This window comes from Marinomonas alcarazii (genome assembly GCF_003208215.1).
Classification (GTDB): Bacteria; Pseudomonadota; Gammaproteobacteria; order Pseudomonadales; family Marinomonadaceae; genus Marinomonas; species Marinomonas alcarazii.
On record NZ_QKLW01000006.1, the window covers coordinates 39,514 to 65,023 of the forward strand.

Genomic DNA, 25,510 nt, shown 5'->3' on the forward strand with positions numbered 1-25,510 from the left:
TCGGCTGATGATTCTAGGCACTTTTGCGCGCAATCGCACGTTTTTTCAAGTGAATTAATAGTAAGGATACTGCAGCAGGCGTCACACCTTGGATTCGAGAAGCTGCCGCAAGAGTCGTTGGACGCAATTGAGTCAGCTTTTGCTTGATCTCATTCGACAACCCTTCCATCTTACTATAATCCAGATCTTCAGGTAGCTCGGTATTTTCCTGACGACGAAGACGCTCAATGTCTTCGGCTTGACGAGAAATGTAACCTGCGTATTTCACCGCTATCTGCACTTGCTCTGAAACTTGCTCATCTACAGGCTCATCCAAGGCATTTTTTAGCCCAGCCACATCGGAATAAACAATATTCGGACGTTTAAGCAAATCCAACAAGCTGTATTCATGAGTTATTGGCGTTTCCAGTTTAGGGTTGATGCTTTCCGCCTCAGGCGTATTAGGCACAATCCAGCTAGATTTCAAACGCTGAGTCTCTAATTCAATAGCCTCACGCTTTTTACAGAAAGCAGCCCAACGTTCGTCAGAAACCAAACCAAGTTCACGACCTTTTTCAGTCAAGCGCATGTCCGCATTATCTTCACGCAAAATCAGACGATACTCAGCACGGCTGGTGAACATGCGATACGGCTCTTTTGTCCCCATGCTAATCAAATCATCAACTAATACGCCGAGATACGCTTCGTCACGACGAGGTGTCCACGCTTCTTTATCTTGAGCCAATAATGCAGCATTTAAACCCGCGAGCAAGCCTTGCGCACCTGCTTCTTCATAGCCCGTTGTACCATTAATTTGTCCAGCAAAGAACAAACCAGGCATATGTTTGGTTTCTAAAGAATATTTTAAATCTTGAGGATTAAAATAATCATACTCAATGGCATAACCAGGACGCGTAATATGGGCGTTTTCCATGCCTTTCATTGAACGTACTAGCTCAATTTGCACATCAAACGGCAACGACGTAGAAATACCATTCGGGTAAAGCTCGTGCGTTGTTAAACCTTCAGGTTCGATAAAGATCTGATGAGAGTTTTTATCGGCAAAACGTACTATTTTGTCTTCAATAGAAGGACAGTAACGCGGTCCAATACCTTCAATAACACCAGAATACATTGGTGAACGATCCATACCGGCACGAATTATGTCGTGAGTCTGCTCGTTAGTATGAGTGATAAAACATTCTACTTGGCGAGGGTGCATGGCGCGATTGCCCATGTATGACATTACTGGATCAATATCATCACCAGGCTGTGCCTGCATCAAAGAGAAATCAACAGTACGTGCATCAATACGAGGTGGCGTTCCCGTTTTTAAACGGTCAACTCGGAACGGAAGAGCACGAAGCTTTTGTGCTAGGCCAATGGATGGCGGATCACCTGCACGACCACCAGAGTGATTTTGTAAACCAATGTGGATAACGCCACCTAGAAAGGTTCCGGCGGTTAAAACAACCGTTTTGCCGTTAAAGCGGATACCTGTCTGAGTAACCACACCACGAGCAGCACCATTTTCAACAATCAGATCTTCAACAGACTGTTGAAAAAGCCAAAGGTTTTCTTGGTTTTCTAATTTATGACGAATAGCCGCTTTATATAATATACGGTCAGCTTGAGCACGAGTCGCTCGAACCGCAGGACCTTTTCGAGAGTTTAAGGTACGGAATTGTATGCCCGCCTGATCTGTGGCTAATGCCATAGCGCCATCTAAAGCGTCTATTTCTTTAACCAGATGGGACTTCCCTATGCCACCAATGGCGGGGTTACAGGACATTTGTCCTAATGTTTCAATGTTGTGAGAAAGTAACAAAGTTTTAACGCCCATACGTGCTGCTGCTAAAGCTGCTTCTGTACCAGCGTGTCCGCCACCAACCACAATCACGTCAAAGTGACTTGGGAAATCCACAGGAACCTCGGTATTACTAGAATAATAAAAATGAATAAAAAACGATCAACTATCGATTTAGGCCGCTTAGTATATAGGCTAATTTCCAAAAAGAAAGAGATCCAAACGTGATTACCCCGGTCATCAATATTAATATTATTAAGTAAGTATATAAGGTCTTTTATGTTTGTTATGTTTATATAGCAGGCTTAAATCTGTGTATAATTCCAAAAATATCATATTTATTAACAATTTATGACGATGATATCTTGTTAAGACAAGGCGGGTTATCTTGTGGTGTGGATAACCTCAACCTGTGTATAAAATGGTGACTTATACAGAGTCGATTTTTAACCTCTAAGTTGTTAAAAACTGTGCAAAACTTCTTATCTACCTATCACCATACTTATCAACAGGTGTTTTTTGATAGGTGTCTGTTTATAAGTTTATGTTTTAAATGTATTTTTTGGTTTTTTATGGCAGAAAAAGCTATTTTTTATCGAAAAATAATCCACAAGCAAATAAATTAAAAAAATTCAAATATCGATCTTTTTTTCTATAAGTATTGTGAATAATTAGCTTGGAAGGCTGTATTTTGCAGGCGTGTGGACATTGTGGAGAAAGGAAGAAAATTTGAAAATCCCCATCCTGTGAGTAACTATTTTACATTTACTTGAGCTGAGCTTGGTTTCTCATCAGAAATAAGCCTTTGTCCACCAGCTCGGCAGACCACTTCTTGTCATGACGAATGATGTAACAAAAAAAAGCGCCCACTGGGGGCGCTTGTTTGACGACTAACGTATTTTTAGATCAGCAAAGCCGGATTAAACTTCTTCTTTCAGGCTTTTCATATCAATAATAAAGCGGTATTTCACATCGCCTTTTTTCATACGTTGATACGCTTGGTTAATGTCTTGAATATTAATCATCTCAGCATCACACTCAATATTGTGTTCAGCACAGAAGTCCAACATTTCTTGTGTTTCTGCGATGCCACCGATTAAAGAACCAGTAAGAACACGACGTTTCATGACCAAGTTAGCTGCATGTACTGCTGGCTCCATTGGTTCGATAAGACCGACTAAAATGTGTGTGCCATCGACTTTTAAACAACCAAGATAAGGGTTCAAATCATGTTGGACAGGAATCGTGTCTAACAAGTAGTCGAAAGTCATAGCAGCGGCTTTCATTTGCTCTTCATTCGTCGACACAATGACGTGATCCGCACCTTGTTTTTTTGCTTCCGCAATTTTGCTTTCTGAGCGAGTGAAAATGGTTACTTCTGCACCAAAGGCTTTCGCGAATTTAACGCCCATATGACCAAGGCCACCCATACCCAAAACCCCAACTTTATCACCAGCTTTAATGCCATGATGACGAAGTGGAGAATATGTCGTGATACCGGCACACAACAAAGGTGCAGCTTTACTAAGCTCTAATGTTTCAGGAATAGATAGAACAAACTTTTCGCGAACAACGATATGATCAGAATAACCGCCGTAGGTTAAGGTGCCATCGATTAAATCATAAGCACCATAGGTACCTACTGGGCCATTATCACAATATTGTTCTAAATCTGCGGCACAATGGGAGCAATGTTGACAAGAGTCAACCATACAACCAACACCAACAATATCGCCAACCTTGTATCTAGATACTTTGCTGCCGACTTCTGTCACTTTACCGACGATTTCATGGCCTGGAACGATTGGATAATTACTTGGTCCCCAGTCACTTTCAGCGGTATGAAGATCTGAGTGACAAACTCCACAATAAAGAATATCAATATTGACATCGTCTTCGCGTAGATCGCGACGTTCAAATGAAAACGGTGCTAGTGGCGTGGTTGCCGATAGTGCCGCATAAGATTTTGCTTGGCTCATAAATGATTACTCCAGTATTAGAACATGAAATAGGTATAACCTAGTGTAGGGTAAACTTGCTGATATTGTGTTGTGCATTCTTACTGTTATTTTGCCAATTTCTCCAAAAAATAAAAACTTAACTTTTCCTACACAATCTTGCATGAATAATAATATCATTGATTTTTATAGTTAGATGGATCAAATATGACCAATATAAATTTAGTAAATTTGATCAAACCTCTGGTAAGTACAGAAGGTTTTTCGGATACCTTAATTACAAATGTTCGCCTGATGAAATGTTCGAAGTGCTTGCCTAGAATGCCTTTAATCTATCGCCCTGGACTCACCATCATTGTCCAAGGTCGTAAGATTGGTTACTTGGGTGATCGTGAAATTCATTACAACTCCGGCCAGTATTTGGTGCAAACACTGCCTTTGCCCTTTGAATGTGAAACCTTTGCAAGCCAACAAGAACCGCTTTTGGGTGTCTCTATTGATATCGACCCTGTTTTATTATCTGAGTTGGTTTCTGTTTCTTCTGAAGATGACTTAAAACCATCTGTACCTTATTTTCCTATGTCATCCGTACCAATGAGCGGCGAGATGACCGAATCCGTGTCTCGTCTTATTAAAGCCTTGCACGATCCACATACCGCAAAAATCATGGGGCAAAGCCGAGTTCGAGAAGTGATCTTTGAAGCCTTACAAAGTCCTCAAGGCGCGGCATTACGTGCCTTAGTTGTAAACCAAGGACGTTTTTCACTGATAGTGAACGCGCTTAAACAGTTACATCAGCAGCTGGATCAAGAAATTCGAGTGGAACAACTGGCTGAAGATGCCAATATGAGTGTTTCAAGCTTTCACCATCACTTTAAAAGTATCGCTGGGTCGTCTCCTTTACAGTACCTGAAGCGGTTGCGACTGTTAAAAGCGCAAATGCTGCTAAACCAAGGGAAATTGAATGTCGGCCAGATTTCGGTAGAGGTTGGTTATAAAAGCATTCATCAGTTTAGTCGAGACTACAAACGTTACTTTGGTGCACCTCCGACCAAGGATAAATTAAAAGAAGGTGCGGTCCTCTGACCTTCTTTGGCTTAGCGCTTTATTTACCTACTTGAGTTTTCTTACTTGAATTTAATAGACGATCGGTCTAATTTTAGATCCATCATGTTTTAATCGTTTAGGTACAAGAATTTGCTTCATGTTCTCGATACATCAAATAAGCCTCGTCGTGGGCGTCCAAAAAAGCAAAGCGCAGACACTTTGGATACCCGAGAAGCCTTATTACGTGCTGGAATGCAGGTATTGACGGAGTCTGGTTTTACCCGCAGTGGTATTGAACCTATTTTAAAGTCGATAGGAGTGCCAAAAGGGTCTTTTTATCATTATTTTCAAAGCAAAGAAGCGTTTGGTTTGGCGGTTCTCTCCCGATACCGTCGCTACTTTGAAACGAAATTAGATAAGTTTTTACTGGATGGCGCTATTGCTCCGTTAGAGCGTTTACAGCGATTTGCTCAAGATGCCCAAGACGGTATTGTTAGACACGAGTTTAAGCGCGGTTGTTTAGTGGGCAACTTAGAACAAGAATCCAGCTTACTGTCCGAAGCATTTCAAGAGCAATTACAAGCAACCTATCAAAGTTGGCAAGTGCGAGTCGCCAATTGTTTATTAGAAAGTCAGAAACAAGGCGAAATTGACTCTCAATGCAATATAAACGATGTCTCCCAAGCCTTTTGGATTGGCTGGGAAGGTGCTGTTCATCGGGCGAGATTAGTTAAAAGTACGCAACCATTAAGCTTGTTCATGGTGTTTTTTATCCAGGCGATTCGAAAGAAAACCAATTAATGACATAAGCCAAGCAAAGACGCTTGGTTTTTTTAGTTATATAAATAGACGATCGGTCTAAATTTGGAGGATGTATGTTTAAAGGCTTATTGATAACGCAAAAAGACAAACAAAACGCCATTTCTGTAGCAGAGCTAAGTGAAGATCAGTTGCCAGCGGGCGATGTATTGGTGGAAGTTCATTACAGTACTTTAAATTATAAAGACGGCTTAGCTATTACAGGTAAGTCCCCTATTGTACGTTCTTTTCCTATGGTGCCTGGAATAGACCTCGTTGGTAAAGTTCTACAAAGTGATTCAGAGCGCTTCTCTGTCGGCGATTTTGTAGTGCTGAATGGGTTTGGTGTCGGTGAAGTACACTGGGGCGGATTAGCAGAAAAAGCGCGTTTAAAAAGCGAATGGCTCATTCCTCTTCCTGAAGGTATAGATGCTAAGCAGTCTATGGCAATAGGTACAGGAGGTTATACTGCCATGTTGTCGGTACTTGCTCTTGAAAAACAAGGCGTTACGCCAGAATCAGGCGATATTCTTGTTACTGGGGCAAACGGTGGTGTTGGCAGTTTTGCAATTCGCCTACTGAACCGCCTTGGTTATCACGTCGTGGTGTCTACTGGCCGAATGGAAGAAAGCGAGTATTTGAAGAACCTTGGTGCAAGCGAAATCATTGATCGAAATACTTTGTCTGCACCTGGTAAACCTTTACAGAAAGAGCGTTGGGCTGGTGTCATAGATTGCGTAGGAAGTCATACCTTAGTTAATGCTTGTGCGACTACCAAATACGGCGGTGTGGTCACTTGTTGCGGTTTAGCACAAGGCATGGATTTCCCTGCTTCTGTGGCGCCTTTCATCTTACGAGGCATCAAGCTGATTGGTATCGACAGTGTTATGCGCACATTAGAAGACCGTATTGAAGCATGGCAGCGCCTGAGTGAACTTTTACAGCCGGAAGATTTTGACAGCATGAGCGAAGAAATCCGCTTAGACGATGTCATAGAAACGGCGAATAAGCTACTTGAAGGAAAGGTACGTGGTCGTGTGTTGGTAAATGTAAAAGCTTCATAACTATATTTTCTGTTTCACCGGCCAGTACTCGATAGTATTGCCGCACTTATCCAATCAGGGCCATTTGGCCATTTGATTGGATAGTGACTGGTATAGAGAATAAAAACGTTACGGTTTTTTTACGCGCCAATACCTGCGCCCTTTGATACAGTCTTACTTGTGCTCTTCCTTACTTAAAAGGCTGTGACAAGCGACACCATGAAAATGACAACATCCACTATCCCTTCTCACTATTTAGCTGTGCTGGCGGTTTGTACGGCTTTACTGATCAGCTATGGATTGGATACTTGGCTTGGTTCAAATATTGCCGTATTACTGATTTTGCAGCTGGCTGTTGTGGTTGTTGCTTTATCCTGTCGTTCTCGTTGGGTATATGGCGTGGCGCTGTTTGAAGCGCTGTGTTTCAACTTTCTGTTCACTGTACCTCGTTATTCATTCGAGATGTTTAATGGCGATGACATAGTGAATTTGCTGGTATTTCTGTTGGTGGCTGTGATCACTAGTAAGTTAGCTGAGCTATACCAAAACCAGCAAAACCAATTAAAACAAGAGCAGCTGCGTAACAGTATTTTGTTATCGGTTTCTCATGACCTACGTACGCCTTTGTCGACCATTATTGGCACTTTAAGCACCTTAAAAGAATACATGGATAAGCTCTCGGAGCAGGAAAAGCAAGAGCTGCTAGACAGTGCCACCATCGAAAGTCATCGTCTTCATCAATACATTGAGAACTTACTGCAAGCGACAAAACTGCACCATGGCGCGGTGCTTCCAAAAGTGTCAGAGCAATCTGCTGTTGCCATTATTCACCTTGTTATGGAGCGTTTTAGTCAGCAAAAATCCCGTTTAATTCTACAGTTAGACGATAAGCTGCCGCTGGTTTTGGTGAGTGCGTCGCTTATTCAACAGGCCATTTTTAACGTTATCGATAATGCCTTGCGATATTCACCAATAGACAAAACTGTCACCATTTCAATAAAGACATTAGATACAAACAGCAAGCATCCTCAAGTTGTGATTGATGTACGAGATCAAGGGATTGGCATTAGTACAGCCCAGTCTGAAACCATCTTTCAGCTGTTTTACTCGGTCGATTCTTTTAAGCGAAATGACAGCGGCACAGGTTTGGGATTGGCGGTATCAAAAGGCATTATTGCGGCTCATCATGGTTCTATTCAATCCGTTCCTGTCGAGCAAGGCTGCCTAATTCGTATCTGTTTGCCTGCGTGCGCTGAGCCGTCCATTAACGATAAAGGCAAGGCATCATGACTTCTTATAAAATTTTGGTGGTCGATGACGAGTCACAAATTCATACCTTTATTCGGATTTCATTAGCGGCTGAAGGTTTCGAGTATCTTGGTGCCGAATCCATTGGCGCTGCGAAACGTTTGATTGAACAAAATTCACCGCATTTGTTGATTTTGGATTTGGGCTTGCCAGACGGTGATGGTATGGATTTGGTTAACTTTGTGCGTTCCACCAGCAACACACCTATTTTAATTCTGACTGCTCGGGATGAAGAAGATGAAAAGATTCGTCTGCTTGAAGCGGGAGCAAATGATTATCTGAGCAAACCCTTCGGTATTCGCGAATTAATTGTTCGAGTGAAAGTTTTATTACGGGATTTAGTGAATACCCACTTACCTGCTGACCTTATAGAAACAAGCGATATTAAGCTAGAAATCAGTACTAACCAAGCGTGGTTTCAAGGCGAGCCTCTAGCGTTAACCAAGAAGGAATTCGCCTTTTTACGCATGCTGATGGCTACGCCAGACAAACTGGTGATGCAAGAAGAGTTACTAGCTAAAATTTGGGGCATGACCCATACCCGTGACTCACACTATTTACGGATTTTAGTCAGTCAGTTGCGTAAAAAACTCAATGATAACGCTAATGACCAGCGAATCATCAAAACAGAACCTGGTCTGGGTTATCGACTGTTATCAGACCGTTAATCCGAGACTTTTGCACGACTACTGCGCTTGCCAATACTTTGTTAAAAATAGACTCAAAATGCTCATTTATAACCCATAAACTCTGCTTTTTCGTCTATTTTTGCCTCGTCTTGGCTTCGCTCGTGACTTCGTGCAAAGGTCTCAATCTATTAAAAATGTTAAAAAATTCTTAAAAGACATAAATAAAAGGTAGTCAATATGGCGCATTTCACTGTGATTGGTTTAGGGCGTTTTGGTGTTGCAGCAAGTATGGAACTGATTTATTTAGGCCATACAGTAACAGGTGTAGATCGTGATTCGAAAGTAGCCGAAAAGTATGTTGATGATTTCACTCAAGTGATGATTTGTGATTCCACCGACGAAAACGCACTAAAAGAACTCGACTTAATCAACAGTGATGCTGTGCTGGTGGCCATTGGTGAAGACATGGAATCCAGCTTGTTGTGCATCTTGGCGTTGAAAAAGCTCGGTGTGAAAGAGATCTGGGTCAAAGCCAGCAGCCGCGCGCACCATACGATTGTGTCTAAACTTGGTGTGGCACGGATCATTCATCCTGAAGAGGAAATGGGTGTGCGAGTTGCACAGGCACTGAATTACCCGATGGTGAACGATTATTTGTCTATTGGTCATGGTTTGTACGTGGTGGAGATTCATATCAAACCACAGCTAGACGAACGTCCTCTTGGTGATGTTTTAGACCCAGCAAAAGGAAAAGTTGATGCTGTGATGGTGAAACGCGAACAAGAGACGTTTTTGCAGATAGACAAAACCTTTGTACTAAAAGAAAAAGATATCTTGTTGCTGTGTGGCCCTCGCAGTGAACTTAAAAATATCGCACCAAGGTTGGTTTGAGATGGTGAATTGGGATCCTGCGATTGTCGCTATAGAACGTCACCCAAAAGCGGCGAAAAAAATCATGGCGGCGCCACCTTTGATTTTATGCGGTGGCTTTTTATTATTGATTATTATCGGTACCTTGCTGCTTAAATTACCGATTGCCACCACTCAGCCTATTTCTTGGTTACACAGTGTCTTTACTGCCACGTCCGCGGTCACAGTCACAGGTCTTGTGGTGCAAGATACGGGCACGGTATTCACTACCTTTGGTCAAGTAGTGATTGCACTTTTGATTCAATGTGGTGGTCTTGGCTTAATGACCTTCGCTATTGTTACTCTCGTCGCGTTAGGCGGCCGTATTGGTTTTTTGCAACGTACCGTCGCCATCGAGGCTTTTAATCAAACAGACGCCTCCACCATTGTTTCTACCGCCAAGTCAGTATTAGTCTTTTCCTTGATCGTAGAAACCATCGGTATGCTGATTCTTGCGCTGCATTGGAGTGATTCCTTGGGTTGGAAAACCAGTTTATTTCATGGCTTTTTCTACACCATCAGCGCCTTTAACAACGCTGGATTTGCACTTTCATCAGCGAGCTTGATGCCTTATGTGGCCGATCCGATCGTGAATTTTACTATTAGCGGTTTGTTTATCATCGGTGGTTTGGGGTTTTCCGTATGGATTGATCTGATGAAAAATCGCCGCTGGGCGAGACTTTCGCCCTACAGCAAAATGATGATTACTGGCACCATAGTTATTAACCTTGTTGCCTTGCTTGCTATTTATTTTATTGAATACAGCAATCCGAATACTCTTGGTCCACTGAGTGAAACGGGCAAATGGCTGGCTTCCTGGTTTCAAGCGGTAACACCACGCACCGCTGGGTTTAACACCCTCGCCATTGAAGAACTAAGAGACGCGACGACGTCACTCATGTTGGTGCTGATGTTCATTGGAGGCGGCTCTTTGAGTACCGCCAGCGGCATCAAGGTCGTAACGTTTATGCTGCTGGTCTTAGCGACTTACGCTTACCTGCGCCGCGATGAAGAAGTAAACGTGTTTAAGCGCGAGATTCCAAAGGAAGTAATCAGCAAAGCGCTGGCCTTGAGCATGATTTCGATTGGTGTCACCTGGTTGGCAATATTCATATTGTTGGTGAGTGAGAAGCACGCACAGATGATTGACGTGGTGTTCGAAGCCGTATCGGCATTGGGTACGGTTGGCCTTTCTCGAGGGTTAACCGGATCATTGAGTAATATGGGAGAAGGTATCATTATCTTCTTGATGTTCATCGGCCGCCTTGGGCCACTGACGCTGGCCTACTTCCTCGCCAGCCCAAGAAGCAAAAAAGTCCGCTATCCAAAAGTTAAAATGACCGTGGGTTAAGAGGCTTTTCCACGCTCTAAGTCCAATAGCTTGGAGCGTGGAATACGCTATTTTTTCTATTAACGAAATGCTTTTAGCCTTCGAAACTTCCCCCATATTCTTTCGGAACAAGATCCACCTCTTCATCGCCGGTTTTTATTAGGTTGACCATCATTTGCGCGGCTAATGATGGTTGATGTGCGATTGACATAGCGCCTGCTTCTTGTTCTTTAGAAGTGTTTAAGCCGGATTTCACCGAGCCATAGAACTCGGTCGCTGTCATGAAGGGGTGTAGCAAAGAAACAGTGATACCTGCATCCGCTAGTTCAAGCCGTGCCACTTTTGAGATCATGTTCAGTGCTGACTTTGAGCTCGTATAAGCCGCTGAACCTGGATACGTTGCTAAGGTCGCGCCCGAGCTAACATTGATGATGCATCCGGCTTGTTGTTTGCGCATCAAGGGAATGACCGCTTGCATCATATTCAGTGGCGCAACGGTGTTCAGATTTAATAGTTTCCGAAAGTCTTCAATGCCAATGTCTTCAATCGTGGCATAGAGTCCCTGTCCCGCGTTGTTGATCAATACATCGATTCGGCCATATTTCTCTTGCGCGATCTGGACGGCTTTTTGAACCTCGATGGGGTTGGTTACGTCGCAGGGTAAGGCCAGAACATCGTTTCCCAGCGTTTTTGCTAGATCATCAAGTCGATCTTGTCGTCTTGCTAATAACACGGCTTGAGCACCTGCTTGAACGACCGCACGTGCTGTCGCTTCACCAATACCAGATGATGCGCCTGTAATGAGGACGACTGAATTTTTAATTTCCATGGCATATTTCCTATTTGAAAGACGTGGAGTGGTTAAAATAAACAAACATGTACTTCAGAGAGCCCATTAGGTATCTCTATTACATTGCCAATATTTATAACAAACCCACTAAACGCTGGCGTGTTAGTTTCTGTCTATAAAATGCCTATTCCTGCTTAATTTATTGAGGCTTGATGAAAGCTATGCTAGAAAGAGTGATATGAATCATCCGCTTGAAAAACTAAGATATCTTGTAGAAAAACGGGCTAAATCCGTACTTACCCAAACCAAAATTCCTCGTTTGGATATTCTTAGAGTTGGTCAGCCGACTGAGCTTTTTCCTGAGATCTATCAACCCCTGATTAGCCTAATCCTGCAAGGAAGTAAGAGGATTGTCATCGGAGATCAAGTCGTCGACTATCGTGCGGGACAAAGCTTTATTACATCCGTCGAGGTGCCTGTGATTGCCGAAGTGGTGGAATCGAGTCCGACTTCCCCCTATTTGGCTTTGCGCTTATCTCTTGACCGAGCTTTAGTGACAGAGATTTTATGTGAGATGGATAGCCCCTTGAGCTTGTCTGAGACGAGAGGTTTTTGCATTGATCAAGTGAGTGAGGATCTTGCTGATGCATGGTATAGGATGATCCGTCTTAGCGATCATCCGGATGATATCGACTTAATCGCGCCTCTTATTGAACGCGAGATCCTGTATCGAATGCTGCGCGGTCCACAAGGTGCGGTGTTAAGACAAATAGCCGGTATCGATGATCGTTTTTTCCAAATCAGAAATGCCATTACATGGATTCGCAAACACTACGCCACGGCATTTCGGGTGGAAGAACTTGCCGCTACCGTGAATATGAGCCCGTCGGCTTTTCATCGACGCTTCAAGGCAACGGTTGGATTGTCGCCTCTTCAGTATCAAAAACAGATCAGATTATATGAAGCGCGCAGGCTACTCTTTACTGAGCTTGGCGGTGTCGCTGCCGCTGCCGTGGCTTTATTAGTGGGTTATGAGAGTCTGTCACAGTTCAGCCGAGAATATTCTCGGCTGTTTGGCGCGCCCCCCGCACGTGACATCAGAACCCTTCGCCAAGATGCACAAGGGGGGTTGTCATCAGAGCTTTATGATCCCGCCATTATCACGGGCCAGGTGTGAGCATGTTTTATTTACCGATACAAAACGAGCCAAAGATGCGGCCTAGCAAGTCGTCGCTGGTGAATGCTCCGGTGATTTCGCTTAGCGCTTGTTGAGCTTCTTTTAGATCTTCTGCCAGCAATTCCCCTGCGCCGTAGCCGTGAAGTTGCTCATTGCCTGCGTCTAAAAAGCGGTTGGCTTTGTTAAGCGCTTCGATATGACGGCGACGGGCGATAAAACCACCTTCAGTCGTGCTGTCGAAGCCCATGACGGCTTTTAGATGTTCAGTTAAATCGTTAACGCCCTCACCCGTTTTTGCCGATAGAGAGACCACAGGGACGCCTGAGACTATTTCAATGCCCGTGCCTTCTTTGGTCAAGTCGACTTTATTGCGCACCAAAGTTAAGTGTTTGGTGTCGCCGAGTTTCTCCATAAATTCTGGCCAGATTTCGCTTGGGTCTTTTGAATCAATCGATTGGCTGTCGACCATCATTAAAATGCGATCCGCTTTGCTTATTTCGTCCCATGCGCGCTGAATACCAATACGTTCTACTTCGTCTGGGCTGTCGCGTAAACCGGCTGTATCGATAATGTGCAGTGGCATGCCATCTAGGTGAATGTGTTCGCGCAAGACATCACGAGTGGTGCCTTCGATGTTGGTGACAATGGCGGATTCTTTACCAGATAAGGCGTTCAATAAGCTGGATTTACCAGCATTAGGACGACCCGCTATAACGACGCTCATGCCCTCACGAATCAAGGCGCCTTGGTTGGCTTCTTTAAGTACTTCAATGAGCTTATTTTTGATGCCAGCTAGCTCTGTGGCGACTTTGCCGTCACCGATGAAGTCGATCTCTTCTTCTGGAAAATCGATCGCCGCTTCGACGTAAATACGCAGGTGAATCAAGGCTTCGACCAGTTCGTCAACGCGTTTTGAAAAAGCACCCTGTAAGGAACGTAACGCGCATTTGGCGGCTTGTTCTGATGTGCTGTCGATTAAATCGGCAATGGCTTCCGCTTGGGTTAAGTCCATTTTGTCGTTCATGAAGGCACGCTCTGAGAACTCGCCTGGACGAGCTAAACGTGCTCCAAGCGCCACACAATGGCTAAGCAGCATATCCATAATCACGGGGCCACCGTGACCTTGTAATTCAAACACGTCTTCGCCTGTGAAGGAGTTTGGTCCTGGGAAATATAAAGCGATGCCTTCATCAAGCTGTTCTTGATTCGTAGTTCTAAATGGCACGTAATGGGCATAGCGAGGTGTAGGTTCAAATCCCACTATTTGCTTGGCGATGGCAAGGCTTTTTGGACCCGATAAACGAATGATACCTACGCCACCTCGGCCGGGAGCTGTGGCTTGTGCGGCGATGGTGTCTTGGTCTGTGGCGTATTGGAAGTCAGTCATAGTCAAACTCTGTGCGGTAAAAAATTAAATAGCGATGACGCTATTGTCCGTTAGCGAAGCAAACATGGCAATCTAAACGTAAAAAAGGCCTCCCATTGGGAAGCCTTTTTAATCGAATCATTAGCCGTTTAGTATCAGGCTTCTTTTTCGATGCGTTTGGTAATTACATACTGTTGCAAGATAGACAACGTATTGTTTGTTACCCAGTAAAGAACTAGACCCGCTGGGAACCATAGGAAGAAGATAGAGAATGCCACTGGCATAATCTTCATGATTCGAGCTTGCATTGGATCTGGAGGCGTTGGGTTAAGTGATTGCTGAACAAACATACTGATACCCATCAAGATCGGCAATATGAAGTAAGGATCCATGACAGATAGGTCGTCAATCCATAAGAAGAATGGCGCATGACGCAATTCAACCGATTCCATTAATACCCAGTACAAAGAAAGGAAAACTGGCATCTGAACCAAGATAGGCAAACAACCACCCAATGGGTTAATTTTCTCTTTCTTGTAAAGCGCCATCATCTCTTGCGACATTTTCTGGCGATCATCACCGTACTTTTCTTTTAGCTTGGCAATTTCAGGGCCAAATTTACGCATTTTGGCCATTGAACGGTAGCTTGTAGCAGATAGCTTGAAGAAAACAGCTTTTACACAAACCACAACCAAGATGATCGCAATACCCCAATTGACCACGAAAGATTGGATCAAGGTCAATAACCAGAATAGTGGTTTAGCTAACCACCATAACCAGCCGTAATCGACGGTCAAATCTAGGTTTTCAGCGGTCTCTTCAAGATGATCTTGTAGTTTCGGACCCACGTAGAAAGTAGAGCTTAATGTGCCCTGCTTACCTGGTGCGATTTCTACTGGCGTGCCAGTGAAGCCGATGATGTTAAAGTCACCATTAGTACGAGTTTGCAGGGTAACTTTTTGGCCTTGTTCTGGGATCCAAGCTGACACGAAATAATGCTGAAGTACCGCTACCCAACCTTTGGTTGTGGTGGTTTTTATCGGTTCTTCTTTCATATCAGAGAAAGAAATTTTACTGTATTTCGTCTGTTCGTCCGAAATAGCACCGCCTAGATAAGGCTGTAAGCCCATGCTAGTTGCTTGGCTCGGATCTGGCGTATTATCGCGTTTGATCTGAGCAAACTGAGTGCCGCGCCATGTATTAGATGAAGCGTTGTCCACAGTGATCAATTGGCGAATACGGTATTTGCCTTTCAGAAAGCGGAAAGTTTTTGTGTATTTCACGCCTTGCGCATCTGTGTAGTAAAGATTGACATCAAGAGAATCTTCACCTTCCGCTAAGGTATAAGCGGTTTTTTCAGATTGGTAAACTGGGCGACCTTCAGGAGAAGCGTCTGGACCATTTTGTCCAACTAAACCACTTTGAGTCACATAAGTACGTTCGCTGCCATCTTCTAAAATAACAAATGGATCAGGCTTGCCTAATTCTTTTTTGTATTGAAGAAGAGCGGCTTCAACTAAATCACCACCGACAGGATTGATCGCAACACGAAGGGTATCGGTTGTGACTTCAATCAATTTCCCCGGTGCGATTTTTGTCACACTTTGTGGGATTTCGGCATTGGCTTCGGTTGTGCTTTGAATTGCCGTAGGCAAATCATTGCTCACTTGAGAGTCTGTCTCAGATTGAGACTGTGTGCTTTGAGCTACGCTTTGAGTGGACTGAGGACCATAATCTTGGCTCCACTGTAAAAACAGTAGGTAGCCACTGATAAAAAGCGCACCCCATAAAAAGTAACGTCTGAAATCCATGGTATTCAACTAATTTGTTTGGTTGGACAATAGGTTCACAGAACCCTTATAAAAATCACGCGCTATTAAACCAGCCTTTGGCAGTTTTTTCAGCCTATTTCTGTCTAGATTGGTCGCGTTTTTTATTTTGAGCGGGTTTTTGGGCTTTTTTTGCCAATTGATCCCACGCTTTGTCGAGTCGTTTGTGCAAATCCGCATTTTCTAGCTCTTTGATACCTTGTCTTGCTAAGAAGACAATATCAAGGCCGGAAAGTGGTGTTTTGTGGTGACGAAAGGAATCACGTACCAAGCGTTTGATACGATTCCTGCCTACCGCGCGTTTATCCGTTTTTTTAGACACAATTAGACCCAGTCGAGCTTGGTCGTCATCTCGTTTTCGTGCCAATAAAAGGAATTCGCCTGCGAAGACTTTGGAGGAAGTGTCGTTAAAGACAGATTGATAATCCCCGGCATTCAGAAGTCTGACATGCCGAGGAAAACAATATTCGGTCATCAGCGTGCTTATGCGCTTAGAACCTTGCGGCCGCGAGCACGACGACGAGCGACGATTTGACGTCCGCTTTTAGTAGCCATACGAGCACGGAAACCGTGGTTACGTTTGCGTTTTAGAACGCTAGGTTGGAAAGTTCTTTTCATCTTAATTCTCTCACTGAATGCAGTGTTTGAGTTTTGAGGGTTAGCGGTCGCCAAGCCTCTACATTTGATTGGTCAAATCAGGGCGCGGATTTTAGAGCCTTTCCTCAGTAAATTCAATGCTTCGCGGCGCAATTTTATCAAATAAATAGCTTCACAATTCATTAAACACTTACACACAGACTTCTACCTTAGTAGTGGATAAAGAAAAATATATTTTTGGATTTTATCCACAGAGAGGTTTTTTAATGATTTATTGTGTATAAAAATCAAAAAGATAAAAAATTTTCTGCCTGTGAACAAGATAAAAATAAATCCATGTTAATATGTGTATAACCATCACTTTTATGCACATGAGAAAAGTTTTATCTACCGATGTGTATAACCTACTATGTTATTAACATTTTTGATTTTAAGAGGTCGTGTGGTTTATTTTCCATTTATGTGTGGATAACTTTTATTGCCCGATGTAAAATCCGCTTCTTGTCTGTCACTCAACCAGGGAGTACGTCTACAGTGTCTTTGGAGCATTGGAATCTTTGTCTGCAGCGCTTGCAGAGTGAGTTTTCCACATCTCAGTTCAACACTTGGATTCGTCCATTACAGGCTGAAATGATGCCTAATGGAGAATTGCGTCTGAGCGCACCAAACCGATTTGTGTTGGATTGGGTGAGTAACAAATATCAAACGCGCATAAAAGAGCTATTGTCTGAATTTGCAGGGGACGACCTTGCTCCTGCTTTAAAGTTGGAAGTTAAATCACAAAACTTCGCTCAAACGAATCAGATGTCGCCGCCACCGCCTCCAGTGTCAAGTGAGCCGACGGTAAGCCCTTTGAATAATGAAGTCGCACGAGAGTCCGGCTATCGTCCAGGGTTTGGCTTAATGGATGAAGAAGATGGGCCACCACACGCCGATCTTGAATTTGAAGCACCATTAACTTTGTCTGGCACGGGCCTGCGTGGCGAACTTGAACCTTATGAACAGGGCCAATTGCCGTTAACGGCGCCCAAACGTAAAGTGCAAGTTGAAGGTGGTATTAACCACGGAGCGAACCTAAACAATTCTTTTACCTTTGATAACTTTATCGAGGGTAAATCGAACCAGCTGGCTCATGCCGCAGCCTTGCAAGTCGCAGAAAATCCTGGCGGAGCTTACAACCCTCTATTTATATACGGTGGGGTTGGCCTAGGTAAAACTCACTTAATGCAAGCCGTCGGTACAGAGATGATGCGCCACAACCCGAATGCTAAGGTGGTTTACCTGCATTCCGAGCGTTTTGTTGCTGACATGGTAAAAGCCTTACAGTTGAACGCGATTAACGACTTTAAACGTTATTATCGTTCTGTGGATGCTTTACTGATTGACGATATTCAGTTTTTTGCCGGCAAAGACAGAACGCAGGAAGAGTTTTTCCACACCTTTAATGCCTTGTTAGAAGGTGGCCAGCAGATGATTTTGACCTGTGACCGCTATCCTAAAGAAATTCAAGGTTTGGAAGACCGTCTTAAGTCTCGATTTGGCTGGGGGTTAACGGTCGCCATCGAGCCACCGGAATTAGAAACTCGTGTGGCGATTTTGATGCGCAAAGCCGATGAAAGTGGCATTAAGTTATCCTACGATTCTGCTTTCTTTATTGCCCAGAAAATACGCTCTAACGTGCGTGAATTAGAAGGTGCACTAAAGCGTGTTATTGCCAACTCGCATTTTACTGGGCGTGCGATTACGCCTGATTTTGTGCGTGAGTCGTTAAAAGACCTTTTGGCCTTGCAAGATAAGCTAGTTAACATTGATAATATCCAGCGAATTGTCGCGGAATATTACAAAATTAAGATCAGTGATCTGTTATCCAAACGTCGTAGTCGGTCAGTGGCTCGTCCTCGCCAAGTGGCGATGTCATTAGCCAAAGAATTGACCAACCACAGTTTGCCAGAAATTGGTGATGCGTTTGGTGGACGAGATCATACGACTGCATTGCATGCGATTCGTAAGATTAAAGAGCTGCAAGACACCGATTCGGATATCCGTGAAGACTATAAGCAATTGATGCGAATCCTGACCACCTGATGGTCTAAGACTTTGAGTTTACGAGGAAAATAATGAAATTTTCAGTCGTCCGCGAGACACTTCTTAAGCCACTTCAACTAGTGGCAGGCGTTGTAGAGCGCAAACAAACTATGCCTGTCTTGGCCAATGTATTGGTGGAAGTGAAAGACCAAGTATTAACACTGACTGGCTCTGACTTAGAAGTAGAGTTAGTTGGGCATGTGCCATTAGATGAGTGCGAAGAAGGCCGTATCACGGTACCTGCTCGTAAGCTAATGGACATTTGCAAAAGCTTACCAGACAGCGCAGTGATTGAATTTACTTTGGATGATCAAAAAGCGGTGATTCGCTCAGGTCGTTCACGCTTTAGTCTGTCTACCTTACCAGCAGATGAATTCCCGAATATCCAAGATATGCAAGGTGATTTGTCTGTGTCTATCGCACAAAACAGCGTACGTCGTTTGATCGATCGTACTGGTTTCGCTATGGCGAACCAAGACGTGCGTTATTACCTTAACGGCATGTTATTAGAAGTGGCTGATGGCCAACTGCGTGTTGTTGCCACCGATGGACACCGTTTAGCGACTGCGGTTGAAGATGCCCAAGTAAGTGGCGATCTGACGCAAGTCATCGTGCCGCGCAAAGGGGTATTGGAATTAAACCGCTTGCTGAACGATAGCGATGAAGTGGTTGAGCTAACTATAGGTACAAACCATATTCGTGCCAAAGTCGCGGATTATGTGTTCACTTCTAAGCTAGTTGATGGCAAATTCCCTGATTATCATCGCGTTATTCCACGTAACAATGAAAAAATTGTTATCGCTGACCGTTTGGAACTTCGTCAAGTTTTCTTACGTGCGTCGATTCTTTCTAACGAGAAATATCGTGGTGTGCGTTTGATTCTGTCTAATGGAATGTTGCAAGTGTTTGCCAATAACCCAGAGCAAGAAGAAGCCGAAGAATCCGTATTGGTGCAATACCAAGGCGACAATATGGAAGTGGGCTTCAACGTGGGTTATTTATTAGATGTATTGGGCGTTGTGGATTCTCAAGAAGTGCGTTTGTCATTGAATGACTCTAACAGCAGTGCCTTGATCGAAGAAGCACAAAGCCACGCAGCACAATACGTTGTGATGCCGATGCGTCTATAATTATCTGCTAGATGAATAGACCTATCACCCACCAAGTGCTTGAGAAAATCCAATGCTTGGTGGGTTATCTTCCCTCCCCCAATTAAGGTTTAAGAGTTATGCCGCTGGTGCGTTTGGACATCTCTCATGTTCGCAACCTTTCTAGTGTGCGCTTTGAACCTTCGCCCCAAGTGAATGTGATTGTTGGTAAAAATGGCAGTGGTAAAACCTCAGTCTTAGAGGCTATTCACCTTTTGTCGTTTGGTCGTTCCTTTCGTAGTCATAAGCACAAAACCTATATACAGCACGAAAACGAAGCCTGCATTGTCTTTGCCCAGCTGCACCAAGCACAAGGCAGCCCTATTCGTGTCGGTTTGCAGCGTTATCGTGATGGTCAAATTGATGTGCGTATACAAGGGCAACGTGCTCAGTCGGTTATTGAGCTGGCAGAGCGTCTTCCAGTACAGCTGATTAACCCCGATGCTTTCCGATTATTAGAAGGATCACCCAGCATTCGACGCCAATTTATCGACTGGGGAGCCTTTCATTTCGATAAAGATTTCATTCAAGCGTGGCGAGGCTGGCAAAAAGCATTAAAACAGCGGAATACCTTGCTCAGACGTGGTAAAATATCCAACAGTTTATTAGCGGCATTTGATCAGGAATTGATCCGGCTGGGCGAGCAAGTAAATCAATCTCGAAAAGACTATGTGGAAAAGCTAACACCACATTTTGAGAAGGTTTTAGCGCTCCTAACCACCGAGCTGTCAGTAAGTCTTCAGTTCTTCCAAGGCTGGGATGCACAGAAAGATTTAGCGATGGCGGTGGCTGCGGGGCGCGAGCGAGATATCGAGCTAGGTTATACACATACCGGCCCTCAGCGAGCGGATTTACGTGTAAAAACTGCAACGGGAGATGCGTTAGATACCTTGTCCCGTGGTCAGCAAAAGCTGGTGGTTTCTGCACTGAAGATTGCTCAAGGACAGTTATTGATCGATATGGGTCGCCCTCTGGTATTTTTAGTGGATGATTTACCAGCTGAGTTAGACGCCAACCACAGACAGAAACTTTGTCAGTTGTTGGAGTCATTAAACAGCCAAATTTTTATTACCAGTGTCGAGCCTGATACAACGGATTTTACTTGGGCCGATACAACCGACGTTCGTCAATTTGCTATGAGTAACGGCGAATTGTCTTTATTGAGCAAAGGTTTGCAGGAGAGTTAAATGAGTGAAAATAATTACGAAGCGTCCAGTATCAAGGTGCTCAAAGGGCTAGATGCCGTACGTAAACGCCCAGGAATGTATATCGGCGATACGGACGATGGCACAGGCTTGCACCACATGGTATTTGAAGTCGTGGATAACTCCATTGATGAAGCCCTTGCTGGTCACTGTGACACGATTACCGTCCTGATTCACCCAGATGAATCCATTTCTGTGTCGGATAACGGCCGTGGTATCCCTGTTGATATTCATGAAGAAGAAGGCGTTTCCGCTGCCGAAGTTATCATGACGGTACTGCATGCTGGTGGTAAGTTTGACGATAACTCATATAAAGTTTCTGGTGGTCTTCACGGTGTAGGTGTTTCGGTGGTAAACGCCCTATCTGAAGAACTAACCTTGACGATTCGCAAGAACGGTAAAGTCTACGAGCAACACTACAAACACGGCGTACCACAAGCTCCTCTTGCTATTGTTGGCGATTCTGATGGCAAGGGTACAACCGTTCACTTCAAACCGTCTGCAGATACCTTTAGTAACATCCTATTCTATTACGACATCTTGGCAAAACGTCTGCGTGAGTTGTCTTTCTTGAACTCTGGTGTTGCCATCAAATTAAAAGATGAGCGTTCTGGTAAAGAAGAATTCTTTAACTATGAAGGTGGTTTGCGTTCTTTTGTTGAGCATTTGAATACCAACAAAACGCCAATCAACGACATTTTTCACTTCATTTGCCAGCGTGAAGACCTTGAAGACGGCATTGCCGTTGAAGTGGCCTTGCAGTGGAACGAAGGCTTCCAAGAAAACATCTACTGTTACACCAACAACATTCCACAACGCGATGGTGGTACGCACCTTGCGGGTTTCCGTGGCGCTTTGACTCGTACTTTAAATAACTTCATTGAGTCGGAAGGCTTGGCGAAGAAGCAAAAAGTGGCGACAACAGGTGATGACTGCCGTGAAGGCTTAACAGCTATTGTGTCGGTAAAAGTTCCAGATCCTAAGTTCTCTTCTCAGACCAAAGACAAGTTGGTTTCTTCTGAGGTGAAAACCGCCGTTGAGCAGGAAATGAGTAAGCGTTTTGCGGAATACCTGCTAGAAAAACCAAACGAAGCCAAAATCATCGTTAATAAAATGATTGATGCGGCTCGTGCTCGTGAAGCTGCACGTCGTGCCCGTGATATGACTCGCCGTAAAGGCGCGCTAGACATCGCAGGCTTGCCTGGTAAATTGGCCGACTGTCAGGAAAAAGACCCAGCGCTTTCTGAAATCTACCTAGTGGAGGGTGACTCTGCGGGTGGTTCTGCAAAACAAGGTCGAGATCGTCGTACGCAAGCGATTTTGCCTCTTAAAGGTAAAATCTTGAACGTTGAGAAAGCCCGTTTTGACAAGATGCTCGCGTCTGTTGAAGTAGGCACTCTGATTACCGCATTGGGTTGTGGCATCGGCCGTGACGAATTCAACGCAGACAAATTGCGTTACCACAGCATCGTTATCATGACCGATGCCGACGTCGATGGATCGCACATTCGTACCCTGCTGTTGACTTTCTTTTTCCGTCAAATGCCAGAAATCATCGAACGTGGTCATATCTTTATTGCCCAGCCACCGCTGTTCAAAATCAAACGTGGTAAGCAAGAGCAGTACATCAAAGACGAAGCGGCACTGGATCAGCACTTGATCGAAGTGGCTTTAGATGGGGCTCATATGCACGTCAACGAAGACGCGCCAGGTATTCAAGGCGAGCACTTGGCGAAACTGATGCGTGACTACATTCACATTGAAGCCGATGTAGAGCGTTTGTCTCGTGTGTACCCAAGAGATGTAATGGGTAAACTTCTGTACTGTAAAGCACTAACACAAGAAGATTTAACCAACGAAACAACGGTTATGGAATGGGTCGAAGCCATCCGTAGCCAAATGCCACAAGACGCTCGTACCGGTTTCCGTTTTGATTTCTCTGTAGAGAAAGACGATGAACGTAATATCTACCTACCCGTGGTGGATATCATGTCTCATGGTGTATCAAACCGTTACCGCTTTGAAGGTACTTTCTTCAGCTCGCCGGAATACAAGCGTATCGTGGCTATGTCTGAAACCGTTGCAGAATTGTTCGGCGAAGAGTCTTACATCCAACGTGGCGAACGCCGTGAAACAGTAAAAACCATCAGCGACATGAAAGCTTGGTTGATGAAAGAAGCGTCTCGCGGCATGACGGTACAGCGCTATAAAGGTCTGGGTGAGATGAACCCAGAGCAACTATGGGAAACCACTATGGACCCTGATGCTCGTCGCATGCTTCGCGTTACCATTGACGACGCCGTTGCTGCAGACCAAATGTTTACCACCTTGATGGGTGACGAAGTAGAGCCGCGTCGTAACTTCATTCAAGACAACGCCTTGAATGTAGCTAACCTAGACGTTTAAGTGTTTGCTCTATAGAACAAAAAGCCCCAGTTTCGAATGAAGCTGGGGCTTTTTAGTTTCTAGGGGTTAGCGAGGGTGTCGCTTGCCCTTTGTCTCTTAAAGGTGTTCAGACAACGCTTTGATGTGTTCTGGTCCAATACCGCAGCAACCGCCAATCAAGGTAGCACCCTGCTCTTTCCAACGTTGTGCCCATACCAGATAAGAATCAGGTGATAAGTCTTTGCGCAGTTCGTCTAAGCCATCATTTGCTGTCGCATTTTTAGGCTGAGGAGGAAAGGCATTGGCGTATGCGCCTAGTTGTATCTGGTCGTTTATTTTGGACAGTACGTCTTTTGAGATTTGGATTGCGTCGGCAATAATTTCAGGCTGGCAGCAGTTAAATAGAATGCCATTCACACCGGCTTTGGCCATGGCGGTAACGGCTTCTTTCACGGTTTCGCCTGATCGTAAGCGTGGCTGATCCGTTACTTCTGCGTCTTCAAGGGTGAAAGAGACCCAGTAAGGTTTGTCTTGGCCGTCGATCTCATCGACTAGGGCTTTTATTTGTAGGGTTTCCGCGAGCAAACTTTGTGTTTCGTTTAGCCATAAATCGACTCGTGGGGCTAATGCTTCGATGATTGGACGAGCAATTTGCTCGGCACGATCGGCTTCATATAAATCCGCGCGGTAGGAACCAAATAAAGGAGCCAAAGAGCCTGCCACTTTCACGTCTTCGTTCGCTTCTTCTGCGGCTTCACGAGCAACGCGAGCAGATTCAATGACCAACTCCGTTACGCGTTGCTGAAAAACCTCTTCGCCAATGTGGAAAGGCACTAATGCGTAGCTGTTGGTGGTAATAACGCGAGAACCAGCTGCAATAAAGGCTTTATGCACTTCTTTAACAGTGTCAGGTGCTTCCATCATGGCCAAAGCAGACCATTCTGGTTGTTTAAAGGGAGCGCCACGACGCTCTAATTCGCGACCCATGCCGCCATCTAGAATAGTGATTGATTGCATTATTGTCCCCAGTTTTATTAATACTGGGCATTTTAACCATGAGTTCTACAGATAGAAATTAGTTTGATTATAAATTTTGGGTCAATTTCAGCTTTTTATGTCTATAATAGTCGTAACCATTAGAAAACTCCCTCTATCCATTAAAAAACCTTGGTCTTAGGGGCGGATTCAATGGTTATTCTTACCATCCCATTTCCGCTATATTGTCCGCCAAATACCCCATAAAAAGTCGAGATTCATGCGTTTTATTGCGTCTTGGATGAACAACGAGAGGAATGATATGAAAGTAGGTCTTAAAAAAGCTCTGTCCGGTTTGGCATTGGTTGGTGCTTTGTTCTCTGCTCATAGTTACGCTGCCGATTCTGCTATTGATAACATTTTGACCAGTGGCGAACTGAAAGTGTGTTTTGAGGCGGGTTATATTCCTTTCGAAATGAAGACCAAAGATGGCCGTTTTATTGGCTTTGATATCGATCTTGCGAAGCATATGGCACGTTCCATGGATGTGAAGTTCGTTCCTGTTAATACGGCTTGGGACGGTATTATTCCTGCGTTACAGACGGGAAAATGCGACATTATTATTGGTGGTATGGCGATTACACCGCAGCGTAACTTGAAAGTTATGTTTGCTGATACTTACATCGAAATTGGTCAAACGGTGCTGATTAAGCCTGATTTACAAGGCAAAGTAACGTCGTACCGTGATTTGAACGATGAGAAGTACACCTTGTCATCTCAAATTGGCACCACAGGCGCGCAAGCTGCGAAAAAATACTTTCCGAAAGCCACTTTGAACCTGTTTGAAACGTCTGCCGATGCGGTACTTCAAGTAGCAAATGGTAAAGCGGATGGGTTTGTTTATGACTTACCATATAATGCGCTTTACGCTTCTCAGCACAAAGGCAAAGTCGTTCACTTGGATCAGTCATTCACTTATGAACCATTAGGTTGGGCGATTCGCCAAAATGATCCGAACTTTCTTAACTTCTTAAATAACTATCTTGTGCAGATCAAAAAAGACGGTTCTTATGACCGTATTTATGACAAGTGGTTTAAATCGGATGCTTGGGTCGATAGCATTCAGTAATAATTGACGTTAATTA

Annotated in this window: 21 protein-coding genes; 13 read left to right on the forward strand and 8 right to left on the reverse strand. The window is 44.2% G+C overall.

Annotated features, from left to right (window positions below; all coding sequences use genetic code 11):
* Positions 1-13: 13 nt before the first annotated feature.
* A complete protein-coding gene (mnmG, locus tag DFP75_RS12645; protein ID WP_110576222.1) occupies positions 14-1,903 on the reverse strand; it encodes a tRNA uridine-5-carboxymethylaminomethyl(34) synthesis enzyme MnmG in 1,890 nt (629 codons plus the stop codon).
* Between the two features lie 803 nt (positions 1,904-2,706).
* On the reverse strand, positions 2,707-3,765 hold the full coding sequence (locus tag DFP75_RS12650; RefSeq protein WP_110576224.1) for an NAD(P)-dependent alcohol dehydrogenase: 1,059 nt from the start codon (positions 3,763-3,765) through the stop codon (positions 2,707-2,709).
* A 186-nt stretch (positions 3,766-3,951) separates the two neighbouring features.
* On the opposite strand from DFP75_RS12650, the gene DFP75_RS12655 reads away from it, so the two are divergent.
* The 7 genes from DFP75_RS12655 (at position 3,952) to DFP75_RS12685 (ending at position 10,829) form a co-directional block, all read left to right on the forward strand.
* Positions 3,952-4,830, forward strand: coding sequence for an AraC family transcriptional regulator (locus DFP75_RS12655; RefSeq protein ID WP_110576226.1), 879 nt, complete (start codon positions 3,952-3,954; stop codon positions 4,828-4,830).
* A gap of 111 nt (positions 4,831-4,941) precedes the next feature.
* A complete protein-coding gene (gene acuR / locus DFP75_RS12660; protein ID WP_110576228.1) occupies positions 4,942-5,592 on the forward strand; it encodes an acrylate utilization transcriptional regulator AcuR in 651 nt (216 codons plus the stop codon).
* A gap of 74 nt (positions 5,593-5,666) precedes the next feature.
* Positions 5,667-6,653, forward strand: coding sequence for an acrylyl-CoA reductase (NADPH) (acuI, locus tag DFP75_RS12665; protein WP_110576230.1), 987 nt, complete (start codon positions 5,667-5,669; stop codon positions 6,651-6,653).
* Between the two features lie 198 nt (positions 6,654-6,851).
* Positions 6,852-7,922: a sensor histidine kinase gene (locus DFP75_RS12670; protein ID WP_110576232.1), complete on the forward strand. Its 1,071-nt coding sequence runs from the start codon at positions 6,852-6,854 to the stop codon at positions 7,920-7,922.
* Positions 7,919-8,608 (forward strand): response regulator, encoded by a 690-nt coding sequence (locus DFP75_RS12675; protein WP_110576234.1) that lies wholly within the window; start codon positions 7,919-7,921, stop codon positions 8,606-8,608. The genes DFP75_RS12670 and DFP75_RS12675 overlap by 4 nt, the downstream gene beginning before the upstream one ends.
* 198 nt (positions 8,609-8,806) lie before the next feature.
* Positions 8,807-9,460 (forward strand): potassium channel family protein, encoded by a 654-nt coding sequence (locus tag DFP75_RS12680; protein ID WP_110576236.1) that lies wholly within the window; start codon positions 8,807-8,809, stop codon positions 9,458-9,460.
* Entirely contained in the window at positions 9,426-10,829 is a 1,404-nt protein-coding gene (locus tag DFP75_RS12685) for a TrkH family potassium uptake protein (RefSeq protein ID WP_245927054.1), read from the forward strand. Before DFP75_RS12680 ends, DFP75_RS12685 begins: the two co-directional genes overlap by 35 nt.
* 73 nt (positions 10,830-10,902) lie before the next feature.
* Here the strand turns inward: DFP75_RS12685 and DFP75_RS12690 are convergent, their stop codons facing one another.
* The gene (locus tag DFP75_RS12690; RefSeq protein WP_110576240.1) at positions 10,903-11,637 is read right to left on the reverse strand and encodes an SDR family oxidoreductase; all 735 of its coding nucleotides are present in this window, start codon (positions 11,635-11,637) and stop codon (positions 10,903-10,905) included.
* Between the two features lie 199 nt (positions 11,638-11,836).
* Between DFP75_RS12690 and DFP75_RS12695 the strand changes: the two genes are divergently transcribed.
* Positions 11,837-12,775: an AraC family transcriptional regulator gene (locus DFP75_RS12695; protein WP_110576242.1), complete on the forward strand. Its 939-nt coding sequence runs from the start codon at positions 11,837-11,839 to the stop codon at positions 12,773-12,775.
* A 7-nt stretch (positions 12,776-12,782) separates the two neighbouring features.
* Here the strand turns inward: DFP75_RS12695 and mnmE are convergent, their stop codons facing one another.
* The 4 genes from mnmE to rpmH all read right to left on the reverse strand — a co-directional run bounded on the left by mnmE (position 12,783) and on the right by rpmH (position 16,588).
* Positions 12,783-14,162, reverse strand: coding sequence for a tRNA uridine-5-carboxymethylaminomethyl(34) synthesis GTPase MnmE (mnmE, locus tag DFP75_RS12700; RefSeq protein WP_110576244.1), 1,380 nt, complete (start codon positions 14,160-14,162; stop codon positions 12,783-12,785).
* Between the two features lie 134 nt (positions 14,163-14,296).
* Positions 14,297-15,952 (reverse strand): membrane protein insertase YidC, encoded by a 1,656-nt coding sequence (yidC, locus tag DFP75_RS12705; RefSeq protein WP_110576247.1) that lies wholly within the window; start codon positions 15,950-15,952, stop codon positions 14,297-14,299.
* Positions 15,953-16,046: 94 nt separating this feature from the next.
* Positions 16,047-16,445: a ribonuclease P protein component gene (gene rnpA, locus DFP75_RS12710; protein WP_110576249.1), complete on the reverse strand. Its 399-nt coding sequence runs from the start codon at positions 16,443-16,445 to the stop codon at positions 16,047-16,049.
* 8 nt (positions 16,446-16,453) lie between these two features.
* Entirely contained in the window at positions 16,454-16,588 is a 135-nt protein-coding gene (gene rpmH / locus DFP75_RS12715) for a 50S ribosomal protein L34 (RefSeq protein WP_084035504.1), read from the reverse strand.
* A gap of 513 nt (positions 16,589-17,101) precedes the next feature.
* Between rpmH and dnaA the strand changes: the two genes are divergently transcribed.
* The 4 genes from dnaA (at position 17,102) to gyrB (ending at position 23,411) form a co-directional block, all read left to right on the forward strand.
* The gene (gene dnaA / locus DFP75_RS12720; RefSeq protein WP_110576251.1) at positions 17,102-18,652 is read left to right on the forward strand and encodes a chromosomal replication initiator protein DnaA; all 1,551 of its coding nucleotides are present in this window, start codon (positions 17,102-17,104) and stop codon (positions 18,650-18,652) included.
* Between the two features lie 32 nt (positions 18,653-18,684).
* Positions 18,685-19,782: a DNA polymerase III subunit beta gene (gene dnaN / locus DFP75_RS12725; RefSeq protein ID WP_110576253.1), complete on the forward strand. Its 1,098-nt coding sequence runs from the start codon at positions 18,685-18,687 to the stop codon at positions 19,780-19,782.
* A 98-nt stretch (positions 19,783-19,880) separates the two neighbouring features.
* Positions 19,881-20,987, forward strand: a complete 1,107-nt coding sequence (recF, locus tag DFP75_RS12730) for a DNA replication/repair protein RecF (protein ID WP_110576255.1) — start codon at positions 19,881-19,883, stop codon at positions 20,985-20,987.
* Positions 20,988-23,411, forward strand: coding sequence for a DNA topoisomerase (ATP-hydrolyzing) subunit B (gyrB, locus tag DFP75_RS12735; RefSeq protein ID WP_110576257.1), 2,424 nt, complete (start codon positions 20,988-20,990; stop codon positions 23,409-23,411).
* A gap of 96 nt (positions 23,412-23,507) precedes the next feature.
* Here gyrB and DFP75_RS12740 read toward each other — a convergent pair whose 3' ends face one another.
* The gene (locus DFP75_RS12740) at positions 23,508-24,407 is read right to left on the reverse strand and encodes a homocysteine S-methyltransferase family protein (protein ID WP_220032641.1); all 900 of its coding nucleotides are present in this window, start codon (positions 24,405-24,407) and stop codon (positions 23,508-23,510) included.
* A gap of 280 nt (positions 24,408-24,687) precedes the next feature.
* On the opposite strand from DFP75_RS12740, the gene DFP75_RS12745 reads away from it, so the two are divergent.
* Positions 24,688-25,494 carry a transporter substrate-binding domain-containing protein gene (locus DFP75_RS12745; RefSeq protein WP_110576259.1) on the forward strand — a complete coding sequence of 269 codons (807 nt, stop codon included), beginning with the start codon at positions 24,688-24,690 and terminating at the stop codon, positions 25,492-25,494.
* Positions 25,495-25,510: the final 16 nt, after the last annotated feature.